The sequence below is a fragment of the Bifidobacterium gallicum DSM 20093 = LMG 11596 genome, from assembly GCF_000741205.1.
In the GTDB taxonomy this organism is placed as follows: Bacteria; Actinomycetota; Actinomycetes; order Actinomycetales; family Bifidobacteriaceae; genus Bifidobacterium; species Bifidobacterium gallicum.
Window position 1 is genome coordinate 204448 of the sequence record NZ_JGYW01000002.1, and the last position, 25116, is coordinate 229563.

The 25116-nt window shown below is 57.7% G+C and carries 16 protein-coding genes and 1 tRNA gene; 6 read left to right on the top strand and 11 right to left on the bottom strand.

Features of this window, described 5'->3' with window-relative positions; all coding sequences use genetic code 11:
* Nucleotides 1-132 precede the first annotated feature (132 nt).
* Together BGLCM_RS01670 and lysS are read right to left on the bottom strand one after the other, a co-directional pair.
* A complete protein-coding gene (locus BGLCM_RS01670; protein ID WP_006295197.1) occupies nt 133-1452 on the bottom strand; it encodes a hypothetical protein in 1320 nt (439 codons plus the stop codon).
* 402 nt (nt 1453-1854) lie between these two features.
* On the bottom strand, nt 1855-3504 hold the full coding sequence (gene lysS / locus BGLCM_RS01675) for a lysine--tRNA ligase (RefSeq protein ID WP_044084576.1): 1650 nt from the start codon (nt 3502-3504) through the stop codon (nt 1855-1857).
* A gap of 183 nt (nt 3505-3687) precedes the next feature.
* Here lysS and BGLCM_RS01680 point away from each other — a divergent pair.
* Nucleotides 3688-3761: transfer RNA gene (locus BGLCM_RS01680), tRNA-Pro, on the top strand.
* Between the two features lie 1000 nt (nt 3762-4761).
* Here the strand turns inward: BGLCM_RS01680 and BGLCM_RS01685 are convergent.
* The 4 genes from BGLCM_RS01685 to BGLCM_RS01700 form a co-directional block, all read right to left on the bottom strand.
* Entirely contained in the window at nt 4762-5661 is a 900-nt protein-coding gene (locus BGLCM_RS01685) for an ABC transporter permease (RefSeq protein WP_006295199.1), read from the bottom strand.
* Nucleotides 5658-6395 carry an ATP-binding cassette domain-containing protein gene (locus BGLCM_RS01690; protein ID WP_006295200.1) on the bottom strand — a complete coding sequence of 246 codons (738 nt, stop codon included), beginning with the start codon at nt 6393-6395 and terminating at the stop codon, nt 5658-5660. The genes BGLCM_RS01685 and BGLCM_RS01690 overlap by 4 nt, the downstream gene beginning before the upstream one ends.
* Before the next feature lie 114 nt (nt 6396-6509).
* Nucleotides 6510-7259, bottom strand: a complete 750-nt coding sequence (locus tag BGLCM_RS01695) for a hypothetical protein (RefSeq protein ID WP_148401448.1) — start codon at nt 7257-7259, stop codon at nt 6510-6512.
* A 5-nt stretch (nt 7260-7264) separates the two neighbouring features.
* Nucleotides 7265-9370, bottom strand: a complete 2106-nt coding sequence (locus BGLCM_RS01700; RefSeq protein WP_044084490.1) for a PspC domain-containing protein — start codon at nt 9368-9370, stop codon at nt 7265-7267.
* Between the two features lie 207 nt (nt 9371-9577).
* Here BGLCM_RS01700 and BGLCM_RS01705 point away from each other — a divergent pair, with 207 nt between their 5' ends.
* Entirely contained in the window at nt 9578-11167 is a 1590-nt protein-coding gene (locus BGLCM_RS01705) for an ATP-binding protein (protein WP_148401449.1), read from the top strand.
* On the opposite strand, the gene BGLCM_RS01710 is transcribed toward BGLCM_RS01705, so the two are convergent.
* Entirely contained in the window at nt 11130-11378 is a 249-nt protein-coding gene (locus BGLCM_RS01710; RefSeq protein ID WP_006295204.1) for a hypothetical protein, read from the bottom strand. The two genes, BGLCM_RS01705 and BGLCM_RS01710, sit on opposite strands and share 38 nt — an antisense overlap.
* Before the next feature lie 154 nt (nt 11379-11532).
* Between BGLCM_RS01710 and BGLCM_RS01715 the strand changes: the two genes are divergently transcribed.
* From BGLCM_RS01715 to BGLCM_RS01730, 4 genes are all read left to right on the top strand, one after another.
* Nucleotides 11533-12225 (top strand): LuxR C-terminal-related transcriptional regulator, encoded by a 693-nt coding sequence (locus tag BGLCM_RS01715; RefSeq protein WP_006295205.1) that lies wholly within the window; start codon nt 11533-11535, stop codon nt 12223-12225.
* Between the two features lie 132 nt (nt 12226-12357).
* A complete protein-coding gene (locus BGLCM_RS08600; protein ID WP_052295113.1) occupies nt 12358-15180 on the top strand; it encodes a DUF4037 domain-containing protein in 2823 nt (940 codons plus the stop codon).
* Nucleotides 15181-15237: 57 nt separating this feature from the next.
* Nucleotides 15238-15855, top strand: coding sequence for a DUF4125 family protein (locus BGLCM_RS01725; protein WP_006295208.1), 618 nt, complete (start codon nt 15238-15240; stop codon nt 15853-15855).
* Between the two features lie 347 nt (nt 15856-16202).
* The gene (locus BGLCM_RS01730; RefSeq protein WP_238548608.1) at nt 16203-17939 is read left to right on the top strand and encodes an alpha/beta hydrolase; all 1737 of its coding nucleotides are present in this window, start codon (nt 16203-16205) and stop codon (nt 17937-17939) included.
* A 110-nt stretch (nt 17940-18049) separates the two neighbouring features.
* On the opposite strand, the gene BGLCM_RS01735 is transcribed toward BGLCM_RS01730, so the two are convergent.
* The 4 genes from BGLCM_RS01735 to BGLCM_RS01750 all read right to left on the bottom strand — a co-directional run bounded on the left by BGLCM_RS01735 (nt 18050) and on the right by BGLCM_RS01750 (nt 24952).
* Nucleotides 18050-19579 (bottom strand): metallophosphoesterase, encoded by a 1530-nt coding sequence (locus BGLCM_RS01735; protein WP_044084491.1) that lies wholly within the window; start codon nt 19577-19579, stop codon nt 18050-18052.
* 937 nt (nt 19580-20516) lie between these two features.
* Nucleotides 20517-21350, bottom strand: a complete 834-nt coding sequence (locus tag BGLCM_RS01740; RefSeq protein WP_006295212.1) for a GntR family transcriptional regulator — start codon at nt 21348-21350, stop codon at nt 20517-20519.
* A gap of 253 nt (nt 21351-21603) precedes the next feature.
* Nucleotides 21604-23079, bottom strand: coding sequence for an aspartate aminotransferase family protein (locus BGLCM_RS01745; RefSeq protein WP_044084492.1), 1476 nt, complete (start codon nt 23077-23079; stop codon nt 21604-21606).
* Between the two features lie 370 nt (nt 23080-23449).
* Complete coding sequence (locus BGLCM_RS01750; RefSeq protein WP_006295215.1) at nt 23450-24952, bottom strand: amino acid permease; 1503 nt, start codon at nt 24950-24952, stop codon at nt 23450-23452.
* Nucleotides 24953-25116: the final 164 nt, after the last annotated feature.

Here is a 25116-nt window from a genome sequence, read left to right on the forward strand (position 1 = left end):
ACGCCCATCGCCGCATCGTATATCGCATGCCTCGCATACATCGCATGCAAAAAGAGGGCAGGAAGCATTGCCTTCCTGCCCTCTGAGAGGTTTGCGGGATTCACATCCTTCAACTGCGCTTATTTGCCGTACTCACTGCTCAGGCTGATTTGGCATGCCCTGTCCAGTGGCAGCGGGCGCAGCGGGTGCAGCCGGAGCCGCGGGCACCACCGGAGCTGCCGGGGCTTGCGCGTCGACCGGCATGTCCTGTGCAGGCTCAGCCGGAGCCGCAGAGCCCACGTAGTACGCGCTAACCGAAGCGGCATAGGCATCGTTCGGGCCTTGGGCAGCCGCTGTGTTCACGGGTACATTGTTGTAATAATTGCTCACGGACTGTGCAAAAGCATCGTTGACAGCCGCTGCACCCGTACCGGCAGCCGCCGCTGCAGCCTTGGCCGCATTCTTACGGTTGAGCTGGTTGTAGAACATGATGAAGGTGCCGATGATCATCACGATGACACCGATGATCAGCAGCCAGGGTGCCGCGCCATAACGCGCCGACATGTATGCGTTCTGATTCGTCACATTCGCCATTGACGACGCGTTGGCCACCACGAACACTACAAACACCGCCAGATTGGCGTTCAAAATCAACGCAGCGAACCCTTCCTTGCACGCGGAAAGAATCACCACTTCCACAAGCACAATAAGAATGACCCAAGCCACCGTGGTGGAGATGTCCATGAGAGACGCCCACTGAGTCTGTCGCAAGAAACTCACGCCCACATACGGCACAAACACGCCGATGAGCGCCAGAATCGCACCCGCCAACGTGATCAGGAACGACACTTCAAACGCCACGCGACCCACTTTGACCGAGCGCACTGCGGATGCCGCCAATCCTTGCGATTGGGGTGTTTGTGGCATCTGCTGCATTTGCGCAGCCGGCTGCGGTTGTGCGGGTTGCGCAGCTGCTGGAGCCGGCGCGCCCTGCGCACTTGCGCTAGGGGCAAAAGCGGCGTCCGCAGCCGTATACGTCGCCTGCTGCGGCGTTGACGGCCCGCTAGCGGGCTGACCAGCGGCGGCTTGCGTTGTCACTGCCGGGTTTGCTTGAAAGGGCTGTTGTTCGCGCGGTCCTTCCACAGGGGCTTGGGAAGCCTCATCATCAATCGGATGGCTCGCCTGTGCCGTTTCGAATGCAGTCGTACCGTATTCGGCGATTGGTGGTTCAAATCCCGGAAGACCTTGGTCCACGCCTGGGAACTGCGTTTCAATCGGCGGCATCAGTGGCGGTCCAGGCTGGCCCATGAGTGGAGCCTCGTCAATCTGCGCACGTTGCTGCTCGTTGATCACCGGCTGGCGCACGCCATCCACAATGTTGGGTTGGGTAGCTGTGGCGGCCTGCTGGGAATTGGCAACATCGCGCGGCGCCCCACCGGTTGTTGCATTGGTCTCGTTGGATGTCTGATCCATGGGTCCCTCCTTGACATACGACGAAATATGACCGGTTCTTACGTCACCATCGAGTGCGCGCCACGCCGGCTTGGAATCCGTCTCACAATCTATGTGCCACTGTAGTGCGCTGACGGTTGGAAAGGCGGCGAATCGGCTCACTCTTTGCCACAAGGATAGGAAGAGTCTCCTGAAAGCTTGCTGAACATCGTTGTTCTTCCGCGCGGCGACACTTCCGTCAGCAGTGTTCTTGATATTTCTGCCAAGCTACGCTACGCAGCCACCTTCGAAGGCACCACCTCACATACGAAAAGGTGGCACTCCCGACAGCTAGGAATGCCACCTTACAGGTTCTGCGGAAATACAGAACAATAAATAAACAGCTCAGCCTTGCGAAATTGCTGTACCCGCAAGGTTATAAAATCAGCCCACCAACGGCTTGACGAGCGGGAACGTGATCGTCTCGCGGATTGTGGCGCCTGTCAGCGCAATCAGCAGACGGTCGATACCCATGCCCATGCCACCTGCGGGCGGCATGCCCACGCCGAGCGCCTCCAGAAAGTCCTCGTCGATATCGCACGCTTCCTCGTCGCCCGCCAACGCAGCCTTAGCCTGCTCAACAAAACGTTCACGCTGCACAATCGGATCATTGAGCTCGGAGTAACCCGTGGCCAGCTCGAAGCCGCGCACATACAGATCCCACTTCTCCACCACGCCTGGCTTGGTTCGGTGCCCCTTGACGAGCGGCGACGTCTCCACAGGGAAGTCGCGCACGAACGTGGGCTCATAAAGCTTGTCTTCGTAGAAATGCTCCCACAAATGTTCCACGAGCTTGCCGCGGTTCTCCACCTCATCGCGCTCCACGCCAAGCTTGTCAGCGAACTTGGCGAGCGTTTCCATCGATGTTTCCGGCGTGATCTGCTCACCCAACGCTTCGGACAGCGAATCATACATGCTGATTTGCTTCCATTCGCCACCGAAATCGTATTCAGTGCCGTCCAGCAGCGTCACCGTGAGCGAACCGAACACGTCCATGGCCGTCTTCTGAATCAGCTCCTTCGTAAGCTTGGCAATGGTGTCATAGTTGCCATATGCCTCGTAGGCTTCCACCATGGTGAACTCGGGAGCGTGCGTGGCATCCACACCTTCATTACGGAAATCGCGGTTAATCTCGAACACGCGGTCAATGCCGCCGACCAGGCAACGCTTCAAGAACAATTCAGGGGCGATGCGCATGTACAGGTCCAGGTCAAACGCGTTCATATGCGTCGTGAACGGACGGGCGGCAGCACCACCATGAATCGTCTGCAACATCGGCGTTTCCACCTCAAGGAAGCCGTGCTCCTCAAACGTGTGACGCAACGACGACACAGCCTTGGAACGGTTACGCACCATGTTGCGAATGTTCTCATCAGCAATCATGCCGATATACGGCTTGCGCGTGCGCGTATCCTCGTTGAGCTCCTTATGCAGGGCTGGCAACGGTTGCAAAGCCTTCGCCGCAATGGCCCATTCGGTGGCGAAAATGGAGAGCTCACCCGTCTTGGATGCGATGACACGGCCCTTGAGATACAGATGGTCACCCAGATCGACAAGCTGCTTGAACCGCTTGAGCGAATCGGCACCAAGCTCCTTCTTCGACAGCATGCCCTGGATCTTCGTGCCGTCACCAGCCGACAGCTGTACGAAGCACAAGCCACCCGCGTTACGGATGAACAGCACACGACCGGCAACGCCAACGATGTCGTCCGTCTCCTGACCGGCCTCAAGCTTGCCGTCATACTTCTTGCGCACGTCCTCAATCGTGTCCGTCACATCGAGCGTCACAGGATACGGGTTCTCACCATCCTTGAGCATCATCGCGCGCTTGGCCACACGCATCTGCACCTGCTCGGGGTGGCCCATCGGACCAAACTCGCTGTTGGACGGGTCAACCGCTTCGTCCAGCGTGGCGCCGGCTTCAATACGCTCGCGGATCGCCTCGTCTTGCGCCAGCAGCAGTTCCGCGCGCTCCACAGTCGTCATGACCGGCACGCTCTGCTCACCTTCAGCATTTGCAGGTTCTGTTGTCATTCCATTGATTTCATTGATTTCTGTGGTTGCTTCGCTATCCTTCGCACCACACACATGCTCACTGTTCTCAGCCATGCGGTTCAGTCTACCGCCGGCGTGCGAACAGCTAGGCAAGTCGCAACACGCCGTATTTGCACTTCCTCCACAAAAGCGTAATATATGCAACGTTGCCTATGAGGCATTCGGGCTGTGGCGCAGCTTGGTAGCGCGCTTCGTTCGGGACGAAGAGGCCGCGAGTTCAAATCTCGCCAGCCCGACCCATCAAAACCGGAAACCAACAAGGTTTCCGGTTTTTTGTTGTGTACGATCTTCTCGATCCCTTCCCAAACGCCACCCATCTTCTTGACGCCCCAGAGACACGCTCCCAACTTCCATAAGTGTTACCCGGGCGGTCAGCGACAGTCAGCGTCACACGCCTCTCTCCATATTCGGCCGCCACTCCCCATCCCTCATTCCCGCACGTAAGCCAGTTACATTACGTGCGGGGAAGAGATGAAAAGAGAAGAAAGCCTTATTTTCCAAGGCCTGACGAGTAACTCGCTTATGTGCGGGGAAGGACGACCTCCCGCACGTAACGCAACTGGCTTACGTGCGAGAAGGAAAGTGGTATAAGCAAATTGGGAATCGTTCTCAACTATCCATACACCCCGCACGTAATGTAATTCGCTTACGTGCGAAAAAGAGAAGAATCCTCCATTCCCCAAGACTTGGCAGACAACTCACTTACATGCGAAGAAGGAGAGGAAAGGGAAAGAAAACCCTTATTCCACAAGGCCTGACAGGTAACTCGCTTACGTGCGGGAAGAAGATGGTCTCCCGCACGTAACGTAACTCGCTTACGTGCGAAGAAGGAAAGGAAAGGGAAAGAAAACCCTTATTCCACAAGGCCTGACAGGTAACTCGCTTACGTGCGGCGAAGGACGGTCTCCCGCACGTAACGCAACTGGCTTACGTGCGGGAGGGAGAAATGGTGTGGGCAAATTGGGAATAGTTCTTAACTACCTATATGGCGGCTTTTACCCTCGTGAAACGCAACTCGCTTACGTGCGGGAAAAACAGAGGAGAAGAAAAGCCTTGTCGCACAAGGCCTGACAGGTAACTCGCTTACGTGCGGAACGAATGGACCGCCCTATCCTCCCGCACGTAACGTAACTCGCTTACGTGCGGGAGAGGGACGCCAGAAGGACGCGAGTCGGGCGAGAGGAAGCGAAGAGATGGGACGAGCAGAGAAGAGCAGAAAAAGGCAGAGATGAGACGTTACTTGCTCTGCTTCTTGGCGGAGGCGCCGTCAGTGCCATGCTCAAGCAGTTGTTGGTGAGTGGCTTTGCGGAACATCGAGCCGATGGTCTTGAAACTCAGCGCAGGAGCAGGAGGTGGCACCAGGTACCGGTCATACGAGGTGAAGCAGCGCTTGTACACGAGCAACAGGATGATCGCGTCGGCCACGAGCGTGAGCGCTGCGATGGCCGTCAACAGTACGAACTGGTATTTCGCGGCGTCAAACGGGTTTTCACCGGAGATAATCTGACCTGACATCATGCCAGGAATCGTGACGATACCCGACGTCTCCAGTTTTGCGATGGAAGGCAACAGACCAAGTTTGACTGAATTGCGGATTGACGGACGCGCCGCTTCCCATGGGGACGCCCCCAAAGCCAACATCGTTTGCACATCGTCCGCCCGTTCACGCATCGAGTCGAAGAACCGGCTCAATCCCAGCGCCAGAGCAGACACGGCATTGCCCAGCAGCATGCCTGTCAACGGAATGATCAGGCTTGGTTCAGCCCAGTTCTTCGGGCGAATAATGACCTCGGCCACCAACGTCAACATCAACAGCATCGTGATGGCCAGCGAAAGCAGCACAATACCGGCCATGCCGCTTGGCACACCCTTGGCACGGTTCATCGTGATTTCCGTTGCGGCTAGCACCATCAAGCAAATCAGGCCAATCGTGACCCAAGCGTTGTCGAGTTTGATCACATAGGCAATCACAATGGCCATGGCCAGCAATTGCACGATCGAACGCACGGAGTTCCATACGAGCGAGCGCCCCACACCAAGTTTCATGGCCATCGAAATGCCTGCGGCCACGCAGACCATCAGCATGGCGAACACTAGTCCCCATACGTCAATTTGTGTATATGCGGTACCGCTCATGCCTCGCCCCCTTGCGCCGCGTCCGCGGCTGAAATTTGCTGCAACGCACCATTGGCAAGCTCATACATGCGCGAGGCCCGGTGGTCGGTGGCCCGGTGACGGATGCGCACGATGCCCATGCCAGTTTTGGCGGCTTTCGCCATGATTTCCCCCACCAGATTCGCGTTATCGGGGTCGAGCCCCGCGTCCACTTCATCCGCCAGCAGCACCTTGGGATTCGTCAACAACGTGCGTACGAGCGACACGCGCGCCGCTTGGCCGCCCGAAAGGTCACGCGGGTTGCGCGTCAGATCAATGTCAGAGCAGCCGACGGAATCCAACGTGGCACGGATTTTGGCATCCGGCAGTTTCTCCTGCGCGCTACCGGTTCCCGAGGCGCGAACTTTGAACGTGAAGGGCAGACGGATGGCTTGCGCCACGTTCTCCCCCATCAGCGTGGAGGTTTGCGGCAAGTACGACACTTGTTCACGCCATTGCTCGGGTGACATCGTTGTCGAATCGATGCCGTCAATAAGGAACGTGCCGTCTGTATGCACGTTAAGTCGCGCAAACGCTGTCAATAGCGTGGATTTGCCGGCTCCCGAGGCTCCGGTGATATCAACAATCTCGCCACCGTCAAGGTAAAACGACAGGTTTTCAAAGATCACGCGGGGACCGTCCGGCGAGGGCATGCGGCCGCTCACATTGTTGGCCTCGAACAGATGCGTGGCCTGGGGGTTGACTTGAGTGGTCATAGGCTCACTCTAACGCTGTTATACATAGCGCGAGACCGTCTTTCAGCGCCTGCGAACACAGTGCTGAAAGACGCTCCTGACATCAGTATGAAGTCGCGCGGCGAGTCTCGCGGGTTAACGGTTGGCTGGGTTCGTTTCCGCATCGGCACGCTCACGCATACCATGGGTGATGGCAACGGCAATGGCTCCAATGATCAGTATGACGCCCAGTCCAGCCAGCATCCATACACCCAAATGGTCAATATTGCCAATCCAATTCACACCGCTCGGGAATTGCACGGCCACCCAAACACCCAATCCACCGATGACGAGCATGATGATGGCCAGCACAATCGTTCCCGCGCTCGCCCCTTGGGGCTGAATAACACGCGGTTCCTGCTGTGGCGCGGCCACTTGGTAGACGGGTACGCTCTGCGCCGGCTGCGTCTGCCAAGTAGGAGGCGCAGACGGTTGTGTTGGCTGCGCTTCAGCCTGAGCACCCTGGTTGTGAGCTTCCGCTTGGACGCTCTGGCCTTGCGGTTCGCAAGCTTCCGGCTGGATGGTTGACGTTTCGTCCACACCCATGAGTTGCGTGGTCTGCTCACCATCGTTGCCATCCGCTTGCTCAAGCGGTTCTGTCACGATGGTTGTTTCCATAATGATTTCCGTGTCTGCGTCAGTGGCGTCACCGTTGTCAATAATCATCATCGTTTCTGTTTCGACGGTATCGTTTTCCAATGCCTCATTGCGAACAATGTCATTGTGAGTGTTCTGGTTCATGGCCGAGTCTTTCGATTGGTCGGATGGTATGGTAAGGGATTCTTGAGATGAGGACGTTTGCGCATCGATTGCCGCTTCACGCTGTTCGTTGTTGGAATCGACCATGGCGATCACTCATCCTCGTCCTCAATGTCGAAATCGAATTCTTCATCTTCGTCGTCATCGTCATCGTCGTCATGTGCTCCCTGGATGCCGATCATGCCGGCATTGGGCACGCTTGAGCGCGGATATCCGTCGATTTGCACAGCGACCGAGGCGTGGGACAAGGCGGCAACGGCAATCGTGAGTTCAGGTGAGGAGGATGCCTGATCGGCCTCAACTGCGCAAGGCCACATGATGCCTTGGCGCACATCCTTGGCCATGGATTTGTTGGCGACCGTGCTATCGATGTGTACTTTTTCAGCACTATCGGTAGTGATGCCCGTACAGAGCGCTTGTGTATACGCATCCGATCCCACGGTCCAACCGGTGCCCCCATCAGGAGTACCCCAGTGCACGCTCAATCCTGGCACCTGCATGGCCAGCGTGTCGAAACCCTCATTGCTGACCACTGTGACTGTGCCATTCATCGCATACGCGGCCTCAATATGGGCGCCACCAATGGAATCCACCACAACCTCATAATCGTCTTCGACGGCTCCCAGTTGCGTGAACTTCGTGGCACACCCTTGAGGCACCGTAACCACGACTTGCACTTTGGAAGCGGCCATCTTCAACGCGCCAGTGGGGCAGGTCGACGTGGCTTCTTTGCCATTGTTCAACGTCACCGTATGCTTGGTGCCCTTGAGCTTTGTCAAGTCCACATTGATGGAACTCTTGTCATACCCTTGGCCTTTGAAGTTGATGCCATGTTCCAGTTTGCGCAGCCCGGCCTGATCAACCACCCAATGCTCATCACCTTCAACGGTGCGCGAGGCATAGGCTTTCATTTGCATATCCAGCACTCCGTTCACTCCGTTGGTATAGGCATTCACATAGGAGAATCCCCAACAAGTAACGGTCAGCACGAATGAAGTGATCATCGCAATCCACACAAACGGATGCAGTCCGCCAGTGCGACGACCCATGCAGCCGAGCACAAGCATGATTGCGCCAAGGATGCAGCAGCACAATGCCAGAGCCAATGTCCAGCCTCGCAACGCTCCCATTGGTTCCCACGATTCGCCAATCATGGCCGACACGGCTGCGCCGACAAACATCAGGCCCACAGCAATCAGCACAACAATCGGGCCGGCCGGCTTACGGCGCTTACGGATGACTTGCGGTTTGCGCGGACGAACATAGCCATTCGGCGTACCAGGCTGCTGGGCTGGGGTTTGCTGCACTGGTGGTTGCTGCGGGAACGGCTGTTGCGGCCCGGGCTGTGCGGTTGGCGGCATGGCCGCCGCGTAACCGCCAGCTGGCACACGCTGCTGGTATCCCGAGACATACGGTTGTTGTTGTGCTGAAGCAGCGGGGCCTTGCGATGTGCGGCCCGCGCCTGAGGCGCCTGCAGATGAAGGAGGAACAGGCATGGATGGAGCTCCTGAAGCTGTAGAGATTGGATGGGACTGCGGCGATGCAGGTTGTGGACATGGTTGAGCGGCTTGCGGCTGCGGTTGTGACTGCGGTTGCGGACCGGCTGCAGCATATGCGGTCTGCGCGTATGCTTGCGCGCCTGATGCTCCTGCATTTGGCACATGGTTCGTAGTCATCAGGTTCACACCGCGTTCCACAAGCAGGTAGAACAGCAGTGACGCCACCAGAAGCGCGGTAAGGTTCAGCCCCCACCCTAGCCCGAAGATGAAGAGTGATCCAGAGAACATGGTGCCGACCGCCAGCAGCAAGCAGATGCCCACACCGATGTATTGCCAATCCCAACGGCCTGCAATCATCTCTTCGAGCAAAATGCTGCCATCACTGTCATCAGGCAGCAGTAACCAGCCCAACGCATAGAACACCAGGCCAAGGCCTCCGATGAACGAGGTCACAATCATGAGGACTCGCACGAGCGTCACGCTCCAACCCAGTTCACGGGCCACAGCTCCACATACACCCGCGACCCAGCGGTCACGCGGACGCACCAGTCCGCTGGAACGAATCCATGAGAAGAACTTTGACGACGTTGGCGGTTCGGATTGTTGAGGATTGTAGTTGTAGACAGGCGCAGGGCCCGACTGCCCGGAGTATTGTGGACCGCCAGCGTTGCCCTGTGGTGGAACCGTTGTATTGCTCATAGTCTTATTGCACCATCCCCGAGATGGAATATGGGTCGGGGAACACCCTGTCTTTTCCCTGATTTGTACGCATGCCCCCGAACGCGACCCCCTACGGTGAACACCAACCATCCGTAGCGGCTACACTCCCCAAGCACCCTGACCATGATGGCAAAAGGTGATATTGCACGCTACCGACTGCTCAAAGAAACTGCAAGAATATGGGATATGACTACCGCCGCACCATATCAACCCGAGACTGGCCGCGAATATGCCCAACAGGCCGCACCAGACTCGACTGCCACATCCAACGACCCCACTTGGCATCCTGATCCACGCACGGCAGCCAAACTACCGCTGTTGCGTCCGTTGCGAGGTCGCTGGATTGCAGGTGTGTGCCGTGGTGTCTCCTTGCATCTTGGCGTGCCCGTGGCATGGATTCGTGTAATTGCGCTGGCATTATGCGCATTCACCGGTGCCGGGGCCATCGGCTATGTGCTGTTGTGGATTTTAGTGCCTACTGGCAATCCTGAAGAACAAGCGCAACGCCTCAATACCTACCAATCCCAATCCCCAGTTTCCACCCAAACGCCGCTGTCGCGAGGCAACCGACCGTATACTGCACCCCAGTCAGCGCAGGCGAGAGCTTCTTCACCCGGCAACCCCACGTATCAGACCGCTGGCGCAGGCATCAGCACTGCGACAACGCCCGATTACACCGAAATCACGGCCTATACCGATAACGCACCACATGGATCGGCGTCGCAAACCTTGTCCGACGCGTTCCGCCACGCGTCCAAACCTGCGACGATTGCCGCCATTGGTGTGGGATGCCTGTTCGTGGCATTGCTGCTGTGGTCGGCCGGAGGCAATCTCGTGCCCGTGCTGTGTGTGGTGCTCTCACTGGCCGGCATTGCTATTCCCTGGATGCGCTTGCGTCAAGCGGGCGGCCATTTGGCCACCACCGTAATCGGCATGGCGTTGGTATTTCTCGGTTATGCACTCGTCATGGTCGAATCGGCACTGACCACAGGAACCGTGCCGCTGTTACGCAGCGTAATCACCGGATTGGCACTCGTGTTGTGCGTGGCAGCGGCAGTAATCCCTTGGGTGTCATCGCTCATACGCGATTTGGGTGAGGAACGCGCGTTGAAAGAACGTGAAGAGGAACGCGCCGACATGACAGCGCATCTGCACGACGGTGTGTTGCAAACGCTCGTGCTCATCCAATCGCATGCCGATGACGCGGGATACGTGGCATCCTTGGCCCGATCCCAAGAACGTGAATTGCGTAACTGGCTATATCAGGAACGTGTCACTTCCGACCGTTCCGTGAGTGCCGGATTACGTGAAGTGGCGGCTGAAGCCGAAGACACGCATGGCGTTGCCGTGGATGTGGTCACTGTGGGAGATGCACAACCTAGCGAGCAGACTGATGCGCTGCTTGATGCCGCCGCACAAGCCATTGTCAACGCGCTCACGCATGGCAAACCACCGATTGCCGTGTATTGCGAAGCCAGCGAAAACCTTGTGGAAATCGACGTGCGCGACCATGGTGACGGTTTCGATCCGCAACATATTCCTGAAGGTCGTTTGGGCATTCGAGAATCCATCATCGGCCGCGTGCAACGCCGCGGCGGCAATGTGACAATCGTTTCACGTCCCGAATGGGGTACCGAGGTGCGCATGACGATGCCGATGACCACGCAACATGACGCAGCCCAAGAACCACATGCTGCTCAGGGCAGCCATAACGAGGCGCCGAGTAATGGCGAGCCGCTTACAGCAGAACGAGCAACACGAGGCACACCAGAATGACGATGATGGCGCCCCCAATGAACAGCATGCGGTGGATGCGCATCTTGCGCTCGCGAGCCGCCACCTCTTCACGTTCCTGCTGCAACAGATGCTCAGGCATGCGCATGACCGAAGAATCCACATCCATCAGCGAGCGCCGCGGCGACGCGGCTTGCGCGTTGGTGTTCGGGGCGTCAGAAGTGTGAGTTTCGTGCGATTCCTGCATATCCATGCTTTTGACACTACCATTGGGGCATTATGGGCGAACAAGGCTTAGGCATTCATGTTCAAACAGTATCGCGGTGCCATGGGAGTTGGGACGCGATGCTAGTGTGCGAGTAATCAAAAATCGTTTGCACAGCAGCAAACGTGATGGGAGAACGGCTATGACTGGCGTGAGTGAACATCCGGATACGAACCATATTCGAGTGGCGGTTGTGGATGACCATGAAATGTTCCGGGCCGGCGTCATTGCCACGTTGCAGCCGGCGTTCACGATTGTGGGGCAGGCGGGTGACGTGGATTCGTCAGTGGCCATGATTGCGCAAACCAAACCGGATGTGGTGCTGCTTGACGTGCACGTGCCTGGCGGTGAGGGCGGTGGCGGCACGGAGATACTGACGAAAGCGTTGTCATACTCGCCGAACACGGCGTTCCTCGCGCTGTCAGTTTCTGATTCAGCACAAGATGTGGGAGCCGTAATCCGTGCCGGAGCGCGAGGATACGTGACCAAAACAATCAATGCCACCGATCTGGTCGCGGCCATTCACCAGGTCAGTGAAGGGTACGCCGTGTTTTCTCCGAAGCTGGCCGGGTTCGTACTTTCAGCGTTCCAAGGGGCCCCTGCTGCCGGCGCGGACAACGATGTCAATGCGGATGAGGAGCTTGATCGACTCTCGTCACGTGAGCAGGAGGTCATGCGATTGATTGCACGCGGCTACACCTATCGTGAGGTGGCGGCGGAACTGTTCATTTCGGTCAAAACGGTGGAAACGCACATGAGTGCCGTGCTGCGCAAACTGCAGCTGTCGAACCGTTCGGAACTGACTCGTTGGGCCACGGTGCGGCGCATTATCTGAACCCGAAATATCCGTATTTTGGCCGCGAACACAGCTGCGAGCGCTACTGCAAACGCAATCATTGCGCGAATGCCAGCCGACGGCGCCCAGCAACCCACCAACCTGTACCATGCCGACCAAAGGAGGCTTCATATGGCAGCAACGAACGAATGGGATGCGCTGCGCTCCTGGTGTGACGGGAACGAGGAGCATGCTGAGAACGATGCGCACGCGGACAACGATGAGCACGCTGAGAACGATGCGCATAACACCGAACGTCCTACCACGTCCAACCTGTTTGATGCCGAACGCTTCACCACTCAATTGGATGACCTGTTTGCCCGGCACGCCTCACCTGAACAGGTGGACGACTTTCTGCAGCAATCGATGATTGATGCTGAGAACGCTGGCGATCAAGCGGGATTGCTGAGCGTGCTCAACGAAACGATGGGGTTTTACCGTTCGCAGGAACGTCACGAGGATAATCAGTGGGTCGTGCAGCGCGCAATCGAACTGGCTGTACGCATGGGGTTGCTGGGCACGGCTGCTTGGGCCACCACACTCGTGAATGCCGCGACGGCCATGCGCGCCGCCAAACACTACGACCAAGCGGAAGATCTTTATAATCAGGCCCTTGACGCGGCCAAACAAGCTTACGGGCCTACGGACCGCAACCTTGCGGCGCTGCATAACAACCGTTCGATGCTGTTCATGGAAACCGGGAGTCCGGTCCAGGCTCGCGATGAACTCGAGCAGGCGTTGCAAATCATGCGGCAGTGCTCTCCAAATCCATCAACGGATTTGGACATCGCTTCAACGCTGACCAATTTGGCGCAAACCTGGCAGGCCATTGCTACGCAAGAAGACGTTCACGAAGACGCTCAAGATACGACTCGGCAGCCTGCGTCCACGCCGCCCGAAGAGGAAGCACAACCGATCGCGCAGATAAAGGAAAGGGCTGATGCGAGCGCTGCAACCGGAACGAGCGCTGCGGCTCAGACCAACACCGGTCCTCAAGCGAGCGCCGATTTTCAGACAAGCGCCGACCCTCAGGCGAGCGTACCGGCTGAGACGACTGGTAAAGCTGCAGCTGGCGTCGACGAAAATAATAATGCTGCCAAAAATAATGCTGTCAACTCCGCAAATAATTGCGCACATACCCCACCATTGCGTCGCGCACTCGAGTATGCACGCCAGGCACTTGACATCTATGAGCGTTCCGGTCATGGCGACGACGGTCATGCGGCGGCCGCGCTGATTGCCTACGCTAATATTGAAGTAGCACTGGGTCAGGCGAGGGAAGCTGTGGAGCCGCTCAAGCATGCCGTGCGGATTCTCGCACTGAATTATGGTGAGCACTCGCCGCGCACGCAAGAGTTTCGCGATTACGTGCAGCAGATTGAACAGTTGGCGGTCCAGCAGTCCCGTCTCGATTCCAGAAAACCGGATGAGCAAGCAGCTGCGGTATCGGGTGAGGAATCGGCAGAGTCGTCAAACGAGCTGCCGAATGCCGCTTCGGACGACGTAGAGTCAGCAACTCAAACGACACCCCCGCGTCGCGCCGCGCAGACGGCCCAGACATCACAGGGAACACAAGGAACACAGGAAACACCGGAAACGCAAACAACACAGGCCACTCAAGTCCCGCAGACACCCCCAGTAACGTCCGCAGCACGAGCGTTCCAGTCAGTGGCAGATACATCCGCTTCATCGCAACCTGCAGCGAGTTCCCCGTTGGGGCGCCTCTCTGAGTCCTCGTCATCGCAGCCACGGGAACGGCGCACCGGCATGGAACTGGCGCACGCGTTTTGGACCGAAGCCGTCAAACCGATGATCGCTAGCGAGTTTCCCGAGTTGCTGCCGCGTGTTGCCGCCGGTCTCGTTGGACACGGTTCCGAATGTTACGGATTCGACGACGCGATTTCCGAAGACCACGATTTCTTCGCGCGCGTCTGCCTGTGGCTCACCCCCGACGATTACGCCCAATACGGCAGTCAGCTGCAAACCGCATACGGACGCTGCCAACTCGCCTATCTGCAATCCCAACACCCTTCCCCGCACGTAAGCCAGTTGCGTTACGTGCGGGAGGAAAATCAGGAAGATTCCAACGCCGAGCCCGCAACTTCCCCGACCCCAACCTCTTCGCACGTAAGCCAGTTGCGTTACGTGCGGGAGGAGAATCTGCAGGGCGCGTTGCCGGATAACTCGCTGAAAGAGCTGAAAGAGCTGAAATCCGAGGAGGAGCTTGGCATGGTGCGCTCGATTCGTGCGCGCGGTGAGCAGCGGCGCGATGGTGTGTTTTCGGTGCCGCGGTTCTTCGAGTCGATCACGGGCTTGCCGCAGGCGCCAGGCGCTCACGAGCCGCACTTGTGGCTCATGCTTGACGAGCCGACATTGGCCGCCGCCACGAACGGTCGAGTGTTCGCCGATCCGCTCGGCTTGTTTTCCAAGACGCGCCAAGGGTTCCTGCTCATGCCGGATGACGTGCGGCTTTCGCTTGTTTCACGCCGGCTTGGCATGGCGGGTCAGGCCGGTCAGGCCAATCTGACTCGCATATGGGCCCGTGAGGATGCGGCCGCTGCAATGTTGTGCATCACCGAGTTTGTCAACGCCGTCTGTTCGCTTGTGTTTTTGCTTAACGAACCCATTCGTGCGGGTTACATGCCGTATTACAAATGGCAGTTTGCGGCGCTGCGTCGTTTGAGCCGTCGCCCCGCGATGGTGCTTGACGACGTGTGTGCGGATCTTGAAGAGCTGCTCGCGCTGGCGTCCCCAGCGTGCGGCACGTCCAACAAGACCGCCCGTTCCCGCGTCGCCGAGCTCGTTGACACGATTTGCAGCCACGTCACGCGGGCGTTGCTTGCACTTGGGTTGACGTCAAGTTCACACACGTTCCTGGAATGGCAACGTCCGTATGTTGAGGAGCATATCGGTTCGTCCGATTCCTCACTACACAGCATCCACAATACTCGTTGATATTTTTTGATTTTTGTGCACCACAGAAATCACAATAAACCTGATGAAGGGAGCACGATGGCACGCGAGCAAACGCAGCAGCGCATCATTGATACGGAATGGCAGATGTTCCAGCGCACGCAAGGGCGTGAGGGGCGGGCGCAATGCCAGAATGACCGTCCTCAGTTCGAGCTCATGCGCTTGAGCCAGTTCATGACGTGGCCTGAGCCGTTGCTTGATTCCTACTTGACGGACCTGGAACAAGCGCAACGCGAGGGGCGCAATCTCGTGACCGAAAAATACGCGCGCATGATGGCGTCCACTGATCGGGAAATCTATGAGCGCGAAATCAAGCCGTTCCTGCAACCGTTGTCTGAGGAACGTCAAGCTACGCAGGAACATGTGATTGCCGTACAAGTAGCATGGGCACGGCAATTTCGCAAGCAATACCCGAATCTTGGCAACGCCATGCGCGTGTTGACAACGGACGAAGATAGCGCTGCCGGAACATCGTTTGAAACATACTTGCGTGGCGAACTCAGCACATATAGTCCACGAACAATTGATCGTTATGCTCATTTTGTGGACACCTTGCAGAGCGATCATAAGAATTTGACCGAAATGACGATCCGCAACACTGTGCAGCTTTCCGGATATGACGACCTCCCCGACGCGGAAGCCGCGCAACAGCAATGACGACACGCGACACCGGCCCCATCCTCTAGCCATGGCGGCGGGCAGCGAAAGTATACGCAACTGTTCGGGGGCATCGGGGCAGATACCCCCGAAATAACGGCGTTGATAACCCCGAACTCGAAGCGCTACCCCCCTGTGAAAACGCGAACAGTCACGCGATTGGAGTATCGCCGTTCTTTCTGTGTTCGCGGACTGCTTTATCTTGGCGCACTATCCTTTACACTCGAACCATAACCCAACTTTTTGCCGTAACCGTTCCCCACGTTGCGCACTGTTTCGTGTGCGCCGACGGAATCCAGCGGAATCTGGGAGCGGCAAACCATATGGACATATAGATAGGTCGTCGAGTGAGTACTTCCCAAAACAGGTTGAAGCCTTTCGCGTGCGCTGTGGGACTCGCCATTGTGCTGTTCGCAGTACTGAGCGTGCTATCTGCGGCGATGACGCCTCCTTGGAAAGTGCAGCCACTAGCCACCCACCTGTCGGTGACGGACCGCGACACGGCGATTCGCGCGAAGAACCTGAATACACCTCAGGAAGGAACCTATCAAGTCAAGACCACGAAGCTGAAACTGACCGTATCGGGAGGCGAGCGCGTCACGGCGATTGTGCGCGAACCTATCGGTGCACCCCAAGGCAGGCCGGCCGTGGAATTCGTGCACGGCGCGGGAACCGGAAAAGCCGAGGAAGTCTATGCCGACTTGGCCAACGCGATGGCGTCGGCCGGTATCACGACACTCGTGCAAGACAAAGCACTTGACAATTACACGCCATTGCACCGTGACTATACGGCCATGGCCCATGATTATTTGACGGGCGTCAACCATTTGCGCACGGTGGCGGGAGTTGACAAAAATAAGGTCGGTGTCTACGCCGAATCGGAAGGCACCTGGATTACGTCAGTCATGGCGTCCATCGACCCGTCACTTGCGTTCGCAGTGCTGACCTCCCCACCCGTGGTGTCTCCGCGCCAACAAATAGCCATGGCCGCCACGGCTTATTTGCATATCGCCGGCGCACCTTCCGCCGTAATCGGTGTGGTGCCCAAAGTAACGAGCATGAATTTCGGCATGCTTGACTTGAACTACGCAAATTTTGATGCCAAAAAATACCTGCCATACTTAACGATGCCGTTGCTGGTGAACTATGGCACCAAAGATCCCGCCATGCCGGTGGAACAGGGCGCGGAGAAGCTGCTGTTCAACGGCGAAAAAATCGGCAACCGCAACATTCTCGTACGCTATTATCCGACCAATCATCAGATGCGTACCGGATCGATGCTGTCCAAACCGGGACTGCCACTTGAGCAGCATTACACGCACAATCTTGAGGACTGGGTGAATGCCGTGGCAGCAGGCACCACGGCTGACGATTGGGCAACACCACAGATTGCAGGCGTCCAACCGTTCCAGGAGTGGGCCGCCCCATCATCAACCAAGCCGGGCTTGATCACGTCACTCAACGTGATTCTGATTCTTGGTGCGCTTGAACTGATCCTGTGCGCATGCTCGCTGGTGTCGTGGATTATTGGCGGCATCGTCAACGCCGTTCGTATCCGCAAGATCCGTCAAGTGGAACGCCAGCTCGTGGAAGGCCGTTGGGCGACAGACGTTGAGGATGCCCCAGGCGTCAGCACTGCCGCATCCAACACTAGCGCAGACGCCAAGGCAGCGAACAAACCTTGCAAGAAAGTGCATGTTCCCTCACTCAAGCGACCCCGGCGTGTTTCGGGATCTACCAAAGCCTTGGTCATGACTACCATGCTGCTCTCCGTCATGCTGACGGTAGGGTTCATCGCATACTTCGCGTTCGCCATGGACAGTGCGCTCAACTTGCAAGACCATGTCGATCAGCTGCATATCTGGTGGGGGGTGCTGCAAGTCATCACGATATTGACCATTCTTGTGTTCTCGTTCATGGTCATGCGCATCCTGCTGCATAAGACGACATTCCATCTGCCGGGTGAGCCCGCACACCATGCGAAGCACATTCTGAGCACGCATTGGTTCATCATTTGCTCGGTCATCCTGTGTGCGCTGATCATGATGTTCATGGCGGCGTTCTTTGGATTGCTGACGTTCTAGGACGTTCCCGATGATTGCCGCCACACGGCGGTCTACGGGCGAGGCGGCGCCTCGCAGAGCTTCTTTCTGCGGAGCGTTACTCGGTGAAACTCCGTCTCTGCCTTACGTGACTACCCGTGCCGTTTGCCAATCCAGCGCAACAATCGCGATGAAACAAAGAATGTGGCCGCAGCGCCCAGCACGGCACGCACTTTGGCATTGCGCAACCAATTGCCGATAGAACTCAAATCAGCGACCATGGTTTCGCCAAACAGCACGCGCATCGGCCTGGTAGGCATATGTCCAACCAAATCACCATAGGTGAGCAACTTCGTCTCATAGTTGGCCGGATTGTGTTCATGGAACACGAACAGACGCAAGGCTCGGTCGGCGGCTTTGGGACCATATGAAGTGAATCCGGCAGTCGGCGCATATCCGAGCTCAAAATTGCCAATATCACCAATAAACGTATTGGAATGGTCATGACCGGCAAACAGCGCAAAATAACCGCCAGCCTGACGCATCGCCTGCACTTCGCCCGTGTTGGTTTCGCCGCAGCATGGCCGCTCCGACATCGTCGATCCAGGACGGCACAACCGTCGGTTCACCACAAACACACGGTCAGAAAACTTGCGATACCCACGGATACCGTTTGCAGTGAATCGTGAAACCGGTTTCAAACAGTCATAAATTTCCGGCGCCGGAATATGCTGAAATGCAATCGCTGGCAACCGGCCGGGGCGATTGTGGGACAAAGCATCCATTGCCGAACCCAACCAGGCCACCGCACCCTGTGAAGGTGACCCATAGCCGCCACCCGGTTCATAATCACCCGAATTGACAAGCACCACGGCCATCGCGTGGCCGTCACCTCGTGAGGCTTCAATCGGCACGGCAAACGTACCTGATTCATAGCTCAGCGGATCGCCCTCGTGCTGCCCCGTAAGCCGGTTCCATTGATGCACGACTTGCTGGTTGACTTTGCGTCTCAATGAAGAAAAACGCGAAACAGCAGCATGCGCCAACCATGTGCCCATAGTGCCCATAGTCGAGCGATCAATACGGCGAGGCACTGCATGGCTCCCGTCATCCCCACGCGTTTCCCGCGAGGGCGAATCCTCAGCATTCGGCGGCGCAGCCGCCACGGGCGTGGGCGGATTCATACATCCCTCATACGAACGATATATCGCATCCTGCTCGTCAAGTGTCAATCCGCATTGGAAATCATGATTGCCGTAGGTCACGGCGAACGGTATGCCGCGTCGCACAATCGGTTCAAGAAATGCGTCAATCGTGGCCCGCACCTTTTGCGTCGCGCGGTCATGCGCATCCTGGCCATCGGCATCGGGCACATTCACACGCCGCCACCATTGCGTGCGCACGTCGCCATATCCGCGCGTCAACCATCGTTCAATCCGCGAGCCCACCGGCTGCGCGGTGCCCGGCGTATCCCCTTGCCGGTTCACATAATATTCAGCAAACGCCGGATCGTATCCGCGAATCTGATCTCCAGTCAGCACCACCAGATCAGGATCCGCTTGTGCAATGGCTTCATCAATCAGGCGGATTGTATCTGGGCTGACCACCGGACCATCCTGGATATCGGCCAGCTGCAACACCCTAAACGTCCCATCCTTGCGGAACCGCAATGTTCGTCCCACCGGACCTCCTCTTGACTGTGCCTCAGTTCCCACTCATCTCTCCCCAAATACAACCATGCTAGCAATGCCGCTTCAAGAGGGATATGCCCCTCATCCTCTCTACGCGCAATCCTCACCTTTACCATCGCCGGTTTCTCCAGTCGCGTTCAAATCCCCGGCATACCCACGAGGCACATGACAGCTATTCATGGAAAAGCAGAAATAATAATCCTTATATATTTCACAATTCTATAGTGATATTCCACACCCCTCACTCCCCCACCCAACATCCACCTCTCCCCACCCCTCTCCCGCACGTAACGCAACTAGCTTACGTGCGGGAAGAAAAGTCGGGCACCCTCCCGCACGTAAGCGAGTTACTGTGTATCCCTTGGAAATAAAGGAATTTACCCCGCCTTCCCGCACGTAAGCCAGTTACGTTACGTGCCGGAGGAAGAATCAGGCCACCCATCCCGCACGTAAGCGAGTTATGGTACACTCCTTGGAAATAAAGGGATTCACGTTGCCTTTCCCCGCACGTAACGCAACTGGCTTACGTGCGGGAGGCTGGAAGGGAGAGCTCGACAATTCATCCTAGCCCTCGGCACAGGACTCCATCATCCCAGGCGTCACCCTGCTGCACGTCACGCAACTAGCTTAGATGCGGGAGTAGAAAATATCAGAGAATATAGAAATAATTTCCGTCACCTATCTGCGCGAAGACCCCTTGCCGCACGTAACGTAATTGCGTTACGTGCGGGAGGATAAGAATGATTTTCATCACGGACCTTCTCAGGATTCCAGCAGGATTCCAGCTACCGCCCTCCCCGCACATAACGTAACTGGCTTACGTGCGGGAGAAAGAAGCGACTGCCATCCCGCACGTAAGCGAGTTACAGCGCACCCCTTGAAAATAAAGGGATTCACGTTGCCTTTCCCCGCACGTAACGTAACTGGCTTACGTGCGGGAGATGGGAGGAGACAGGGGGACAGCGGGTGGGAACGCGTCAGGGTCGGGCGCTGTTTTGGTGGCGGACAGGCGCAGGTAGCCCGAGTGGTGCATCGTGACGCGTACGCGGTCGGCGCGGTAGATATCACTCGCCCGTTCGAGTGGCGTGCCATCGGGCGCGTAGGCGAGTCGATGGATTTTCAGCAGGCAGGTACCTGGAGTCACGTTGAGCAGCTTCGACTCGCGCGCGCCAGCCGTCACGCATTCGAGCGTTTCGTCCACGGCGTGCACACGCAGGCCGTAGTGTTCGGCAAACAGCGCGTAGAACGGCCGCGTCAAATCAAGTTGGGCAAAGCCTGGAAACAGTTGCGCCGGCAGGTGGTTTTCCTCAACGCTCAACGGTTCGCCATCGAGCAGCCGCAGACGCGTCATCGACAGCACCGTGTGCCGCCCATCACCCAACCGCAACAGCCGCACATCCGACTGGTCAGCGGCAATCAGCGCCGAGGTGAGCGGCTTGGACGTCAGCATCCATCCTTGTCGACGCGCGATTTCGGGTAGCGATTCAGCCGTGTTGAGGTTGCGTTCGAGCTTGCCGTCGGCCACTACGATGCCGCCGCCACGTCCGATGCGCCGCACAATCTCACGTTGTGATTCGAGCACGGCCAACGCGCGACGTAGTTGGGCTCTTGAAATGCCGTAACGCTCAGCCAGTGCCCGTTCAGAACTCACTTTTTCACCGGGCATGAATCCGTTGTCACGAATGTGCGCGCGCAGTCGCCGCACGAGTTCATCCGTGCGCGCTTCTTGCGGTTGTTGCGCGGCTCCATCGTTGTCACTCATACCCGTCACCTCCGTAGTTCCTCTATTGTGCTTTTGATATTTCTGCAATCATGTACATGGCATTGCATAGCAACCTGATGTTCGCGTTTCTGGCACGTCCAGCGGCATGGCAATGCCGCCTGCAGCATGGTCGATGCTAGAAAGACCATGTTGCAGGCGGTGGCGCATGATGTTACGAAACCGATACCTCACCGTTGGCGTGGCCATGAGGCAGCCACAGAAATCAACAGGAATATTGCGCGGGGACGCGGCGTCACAAGCCCAACTCGAGCAGCACGGATTCAAAACCTTCAAGGAAGAAGTTGCCGTCGTCCTCAGTGAAGACGAGCGGCGGACGCAACTTGAGAATGTTGCCAAAGCGTCCGCAGACCGATGTCAAAATGTGGCGGTCGCGCAACAGTTCAAGCATGTCAAGCGCAGCCTTCTGATCAGGCTCCTTCGTGCCAGGCTTGACAATCTCGCAGCCAATATACAAACCAGCACCGCGCACGTCGCCAATGCAAGCGTGGGCAGGCTGCAATGCGATGACGCCTTCCTTGAACAGACGGCCCACATGCTTGGCATTGCCTTGCGTGTCGTCGTCACGCATCACGTTGAGCGTGGCCTGGGCGGCGCCCATGCACACGGGGTTACCACCGAACGTATTGAAATACGGAATCGAACCTGCAAACGGTTCCAATACTTCATGACGGGCCGCCATAAGCGAGGTCGGCAGGCCGTTGGCCATGGGCTTTCCCGACGTAACGAGATCGGGCACGATGCCTTGGCGTTCAAAGCCCCAGAACGCATCGCCTGTACGCGTGAACCCAGGCTGCACTTCGTCGGCGATCCAAACTCCGCCAAGCTCATGGACCGTGTCAATGACGGGCTTGAGGAAACCAACAGGATCCGGGTACACGCCGTCGGACGAGAAGATCGAGTCGGCGAGCAAGCCGGCAAACTTGATGCCGTGGCGGTTCATGTCGGCGACAGCACGATGCACTTCACCAGCCATCCAGTTGCCGAACTGTTCGGCGCTGGCTTCGCCGGCACGGATCAGCGCGCCAGATTCCAAACCGGCCTGCATCGCGGCGAGCGCGGCCGCATCCGTGTCGATGCCTTCCGAATAGGCGATGCCCGTGTTGATTGTCGGGGCGAGCGTGTCGGACACGGGAATCACGAGGCGGTAGGTGTCTGGCGTTGGAATCATACGCATTGTGGGGCCGACGGGCTGAGCCGTACCCAAGGCCGGCGACAGTGCGGAAGTCAGTTCGGTGTTGCCGTGGTAGGCTTCGGCAGTCACGATGATGCCTTCGCCGCCCGTGTAGGTTTGGGCCACGCGAACTGCGAGATCATTGGCTTCCGAGCCTGTGCACTGGAACATGATGCGGTCGATTTCTTCCGGCATCGTGGACAGGATGTCTTCGGCGTAATGCAGCACGTTTTCATGCAGGTAGCGCGTGTGCGTGTTGAGTTGCGAAGCCTGGTCGGTGATGGCCTGCACGACGCGTTCGTTGGCATGGCCGACTGAGGCCACATTGTTGTAGACGTCCAGATATTCGGTGCCGTCGGCGTCCCACAGGCGTGCGCCGCGACCTTTGACGAGGTGCACGGGCGTGCGGTAGAACAAGCGGTATGCGGGACCGAGCACTTCGCGTTCTTCCGTGAGTTTGCGCGTTTGCTCATCGAGCGCGTCCGCCATGTCCGGACGGAAGCTGTTGGTGTCCATGATTGTGGATCGCGTGGCCATGAGGGGCTCCTTGGTGTTTAATTCGTAGGTGGGGGAAATGACAATCACACGGTTGGGTGGCCGTAGTGGCACCGTCAATGCGGTTCCGCGTTTGCAACTGTTTGCCATGCACATGGCATGAAGGCCGGAACATATGCTGTGGCCACTGGTGAACGTGCCAACGTGTGCAGTGTGGCAGCTGCCGTCAGCGTGTGGGAGACCAGGGAACGGCTGATGTGGTGAACAGCTCACCGTCAGCCGTTTCCACAGTTGCGGGGCCGCTGCAGCTAGCGGTCATGCATGACGGGTAGGTGACGGCGTGTATGCCGCGCCGTCACCACTCGTTTGACTGTTGGGTTTGGGCAGTTGGTTTGCAGGTTGCGTCTACTGCTCACTCGTGCGTCTTGTATTCGACGGTGCCGCCGGACGCGGCGAACTCCTCTTCCGGGGAGAGCACAAGATGCTTGCGGCCGTAGACTGCGAAGAACACCGAGGCTGCCAGATAGATGCCGACCATGACGTAGACGGCCAGGCGGTAATCGGGGTTGAGCAGCACGGCCACGAAGATTGCAAACGAGAGCAAACCGGCGATCACAGCGCCAGGAATGCCGAACTTTGACACAAACGGACGCTTGATGTTCGGCATGCGCTTGCGCAACAGCACGTATGACACCATTTGCAGTAGGTAAGCGAGCACTGCGCCCCACACGGCGATGTTCAGCACGACCGAACCGGCTCCCTCACCGCCGTAAGCGATGATGAACAGGGCCGCGAAACCGATGACGGCACCGACGATCAGACCCCAGTATGGCGTCTTCTTCTTGCCTGTCAGCGACAGGAACGCCGGATAGTAACCCGCGCGGCTCAGCGAGTAGAGGTTGCGGCCGTAGGCGAACGTGATGCCTTGCACCGAGGCCAGCAGGCCGATCAACGCGAAGGCTGACAGCACTGCGGCCAGGTTGCCGGGCAGCACGGCGCGGAAACCGTCGAGCAGCGGCTCATCCGATCCGGATAGTGCGGCGGCGCCCATGACGGACGGGTTGAGCAGCACCACGAGCACGCCCGTGATGCCGAGCGTGGCGATGCACAGGCGCGAAGCCTTGGGAATGTTGCGTTCAGGTTCACGCACTTCTTCAGCGGCGAGCGGCAACTGTTCGATGCCGAGGAAGAGCCACATGGCGAATGGCATCGCGAAGAAAATCGCGCCGATACCGAACGGCAGGAACGAGCTGTTGCCAGCGGTAGGCGTGATGTTGAACAGTGAAGTCAAGTCGATTTTGCCGCTGAACAGCGCACTGACCACAAAGAATGCGAGCACGGCCAACGCGGCAATCGACACGACTTGGGCGAATCGGAACGACGTTTCGGCGCCCACCCAGTTGAGCGTGACGAACGCCACGTAGATGACGAGCCACCACACCCACTGGTATCCGGCCTCGTTGAGTGAGAATCCGCTGATATCAGACAGGATCGCGTCCGCGTAAGCCGAGGAGAAGTAGACAATCGTTGCGGCCGTCATCACATATTCGACCGTTTCGGCAAGACCCGTGAAAAATCCGCCCCACGGTCCCATGGCCGCTCGCGCGAACGAGTAGGCGCCTCCCGTATGCGGCATGGCTGATGCCATCTCAGAAATGGAGTTCAACATGAGCACATACATCGTGTACACCACGGCTGCCGCAATGATCATGCCACCCCAACCGGCTTGGGCGATACCGCCGTTCCAGCCGGAAAAATCACCGGAGATGACTGCTGACACGCCCATCGCCCACAGGCCGAACGCTCCGGCCGTGCGCTTGAGTTGGCGCTTCTTGAAATAGTCGGTGCCGGTTTGTCGATAGGTCACGGCGCCGAGGCCCGCGCCTCGCACCCTGGTTACTTCTGGACTGGTCATGATGGGTTCCTCTCTCCCGTTGTTTGTGAACGCTATTGGTTCTGTTCAGTCACCTTCCGATGTGGTTGGTTGGGTGTGTGGTGTGGTATTTCCGAGGTCGCGGCAGTGGCTGCCGTAGCCCCAGACCGCCACGAAACGGTGTGCCATGGCCGGTTGGAAATGCC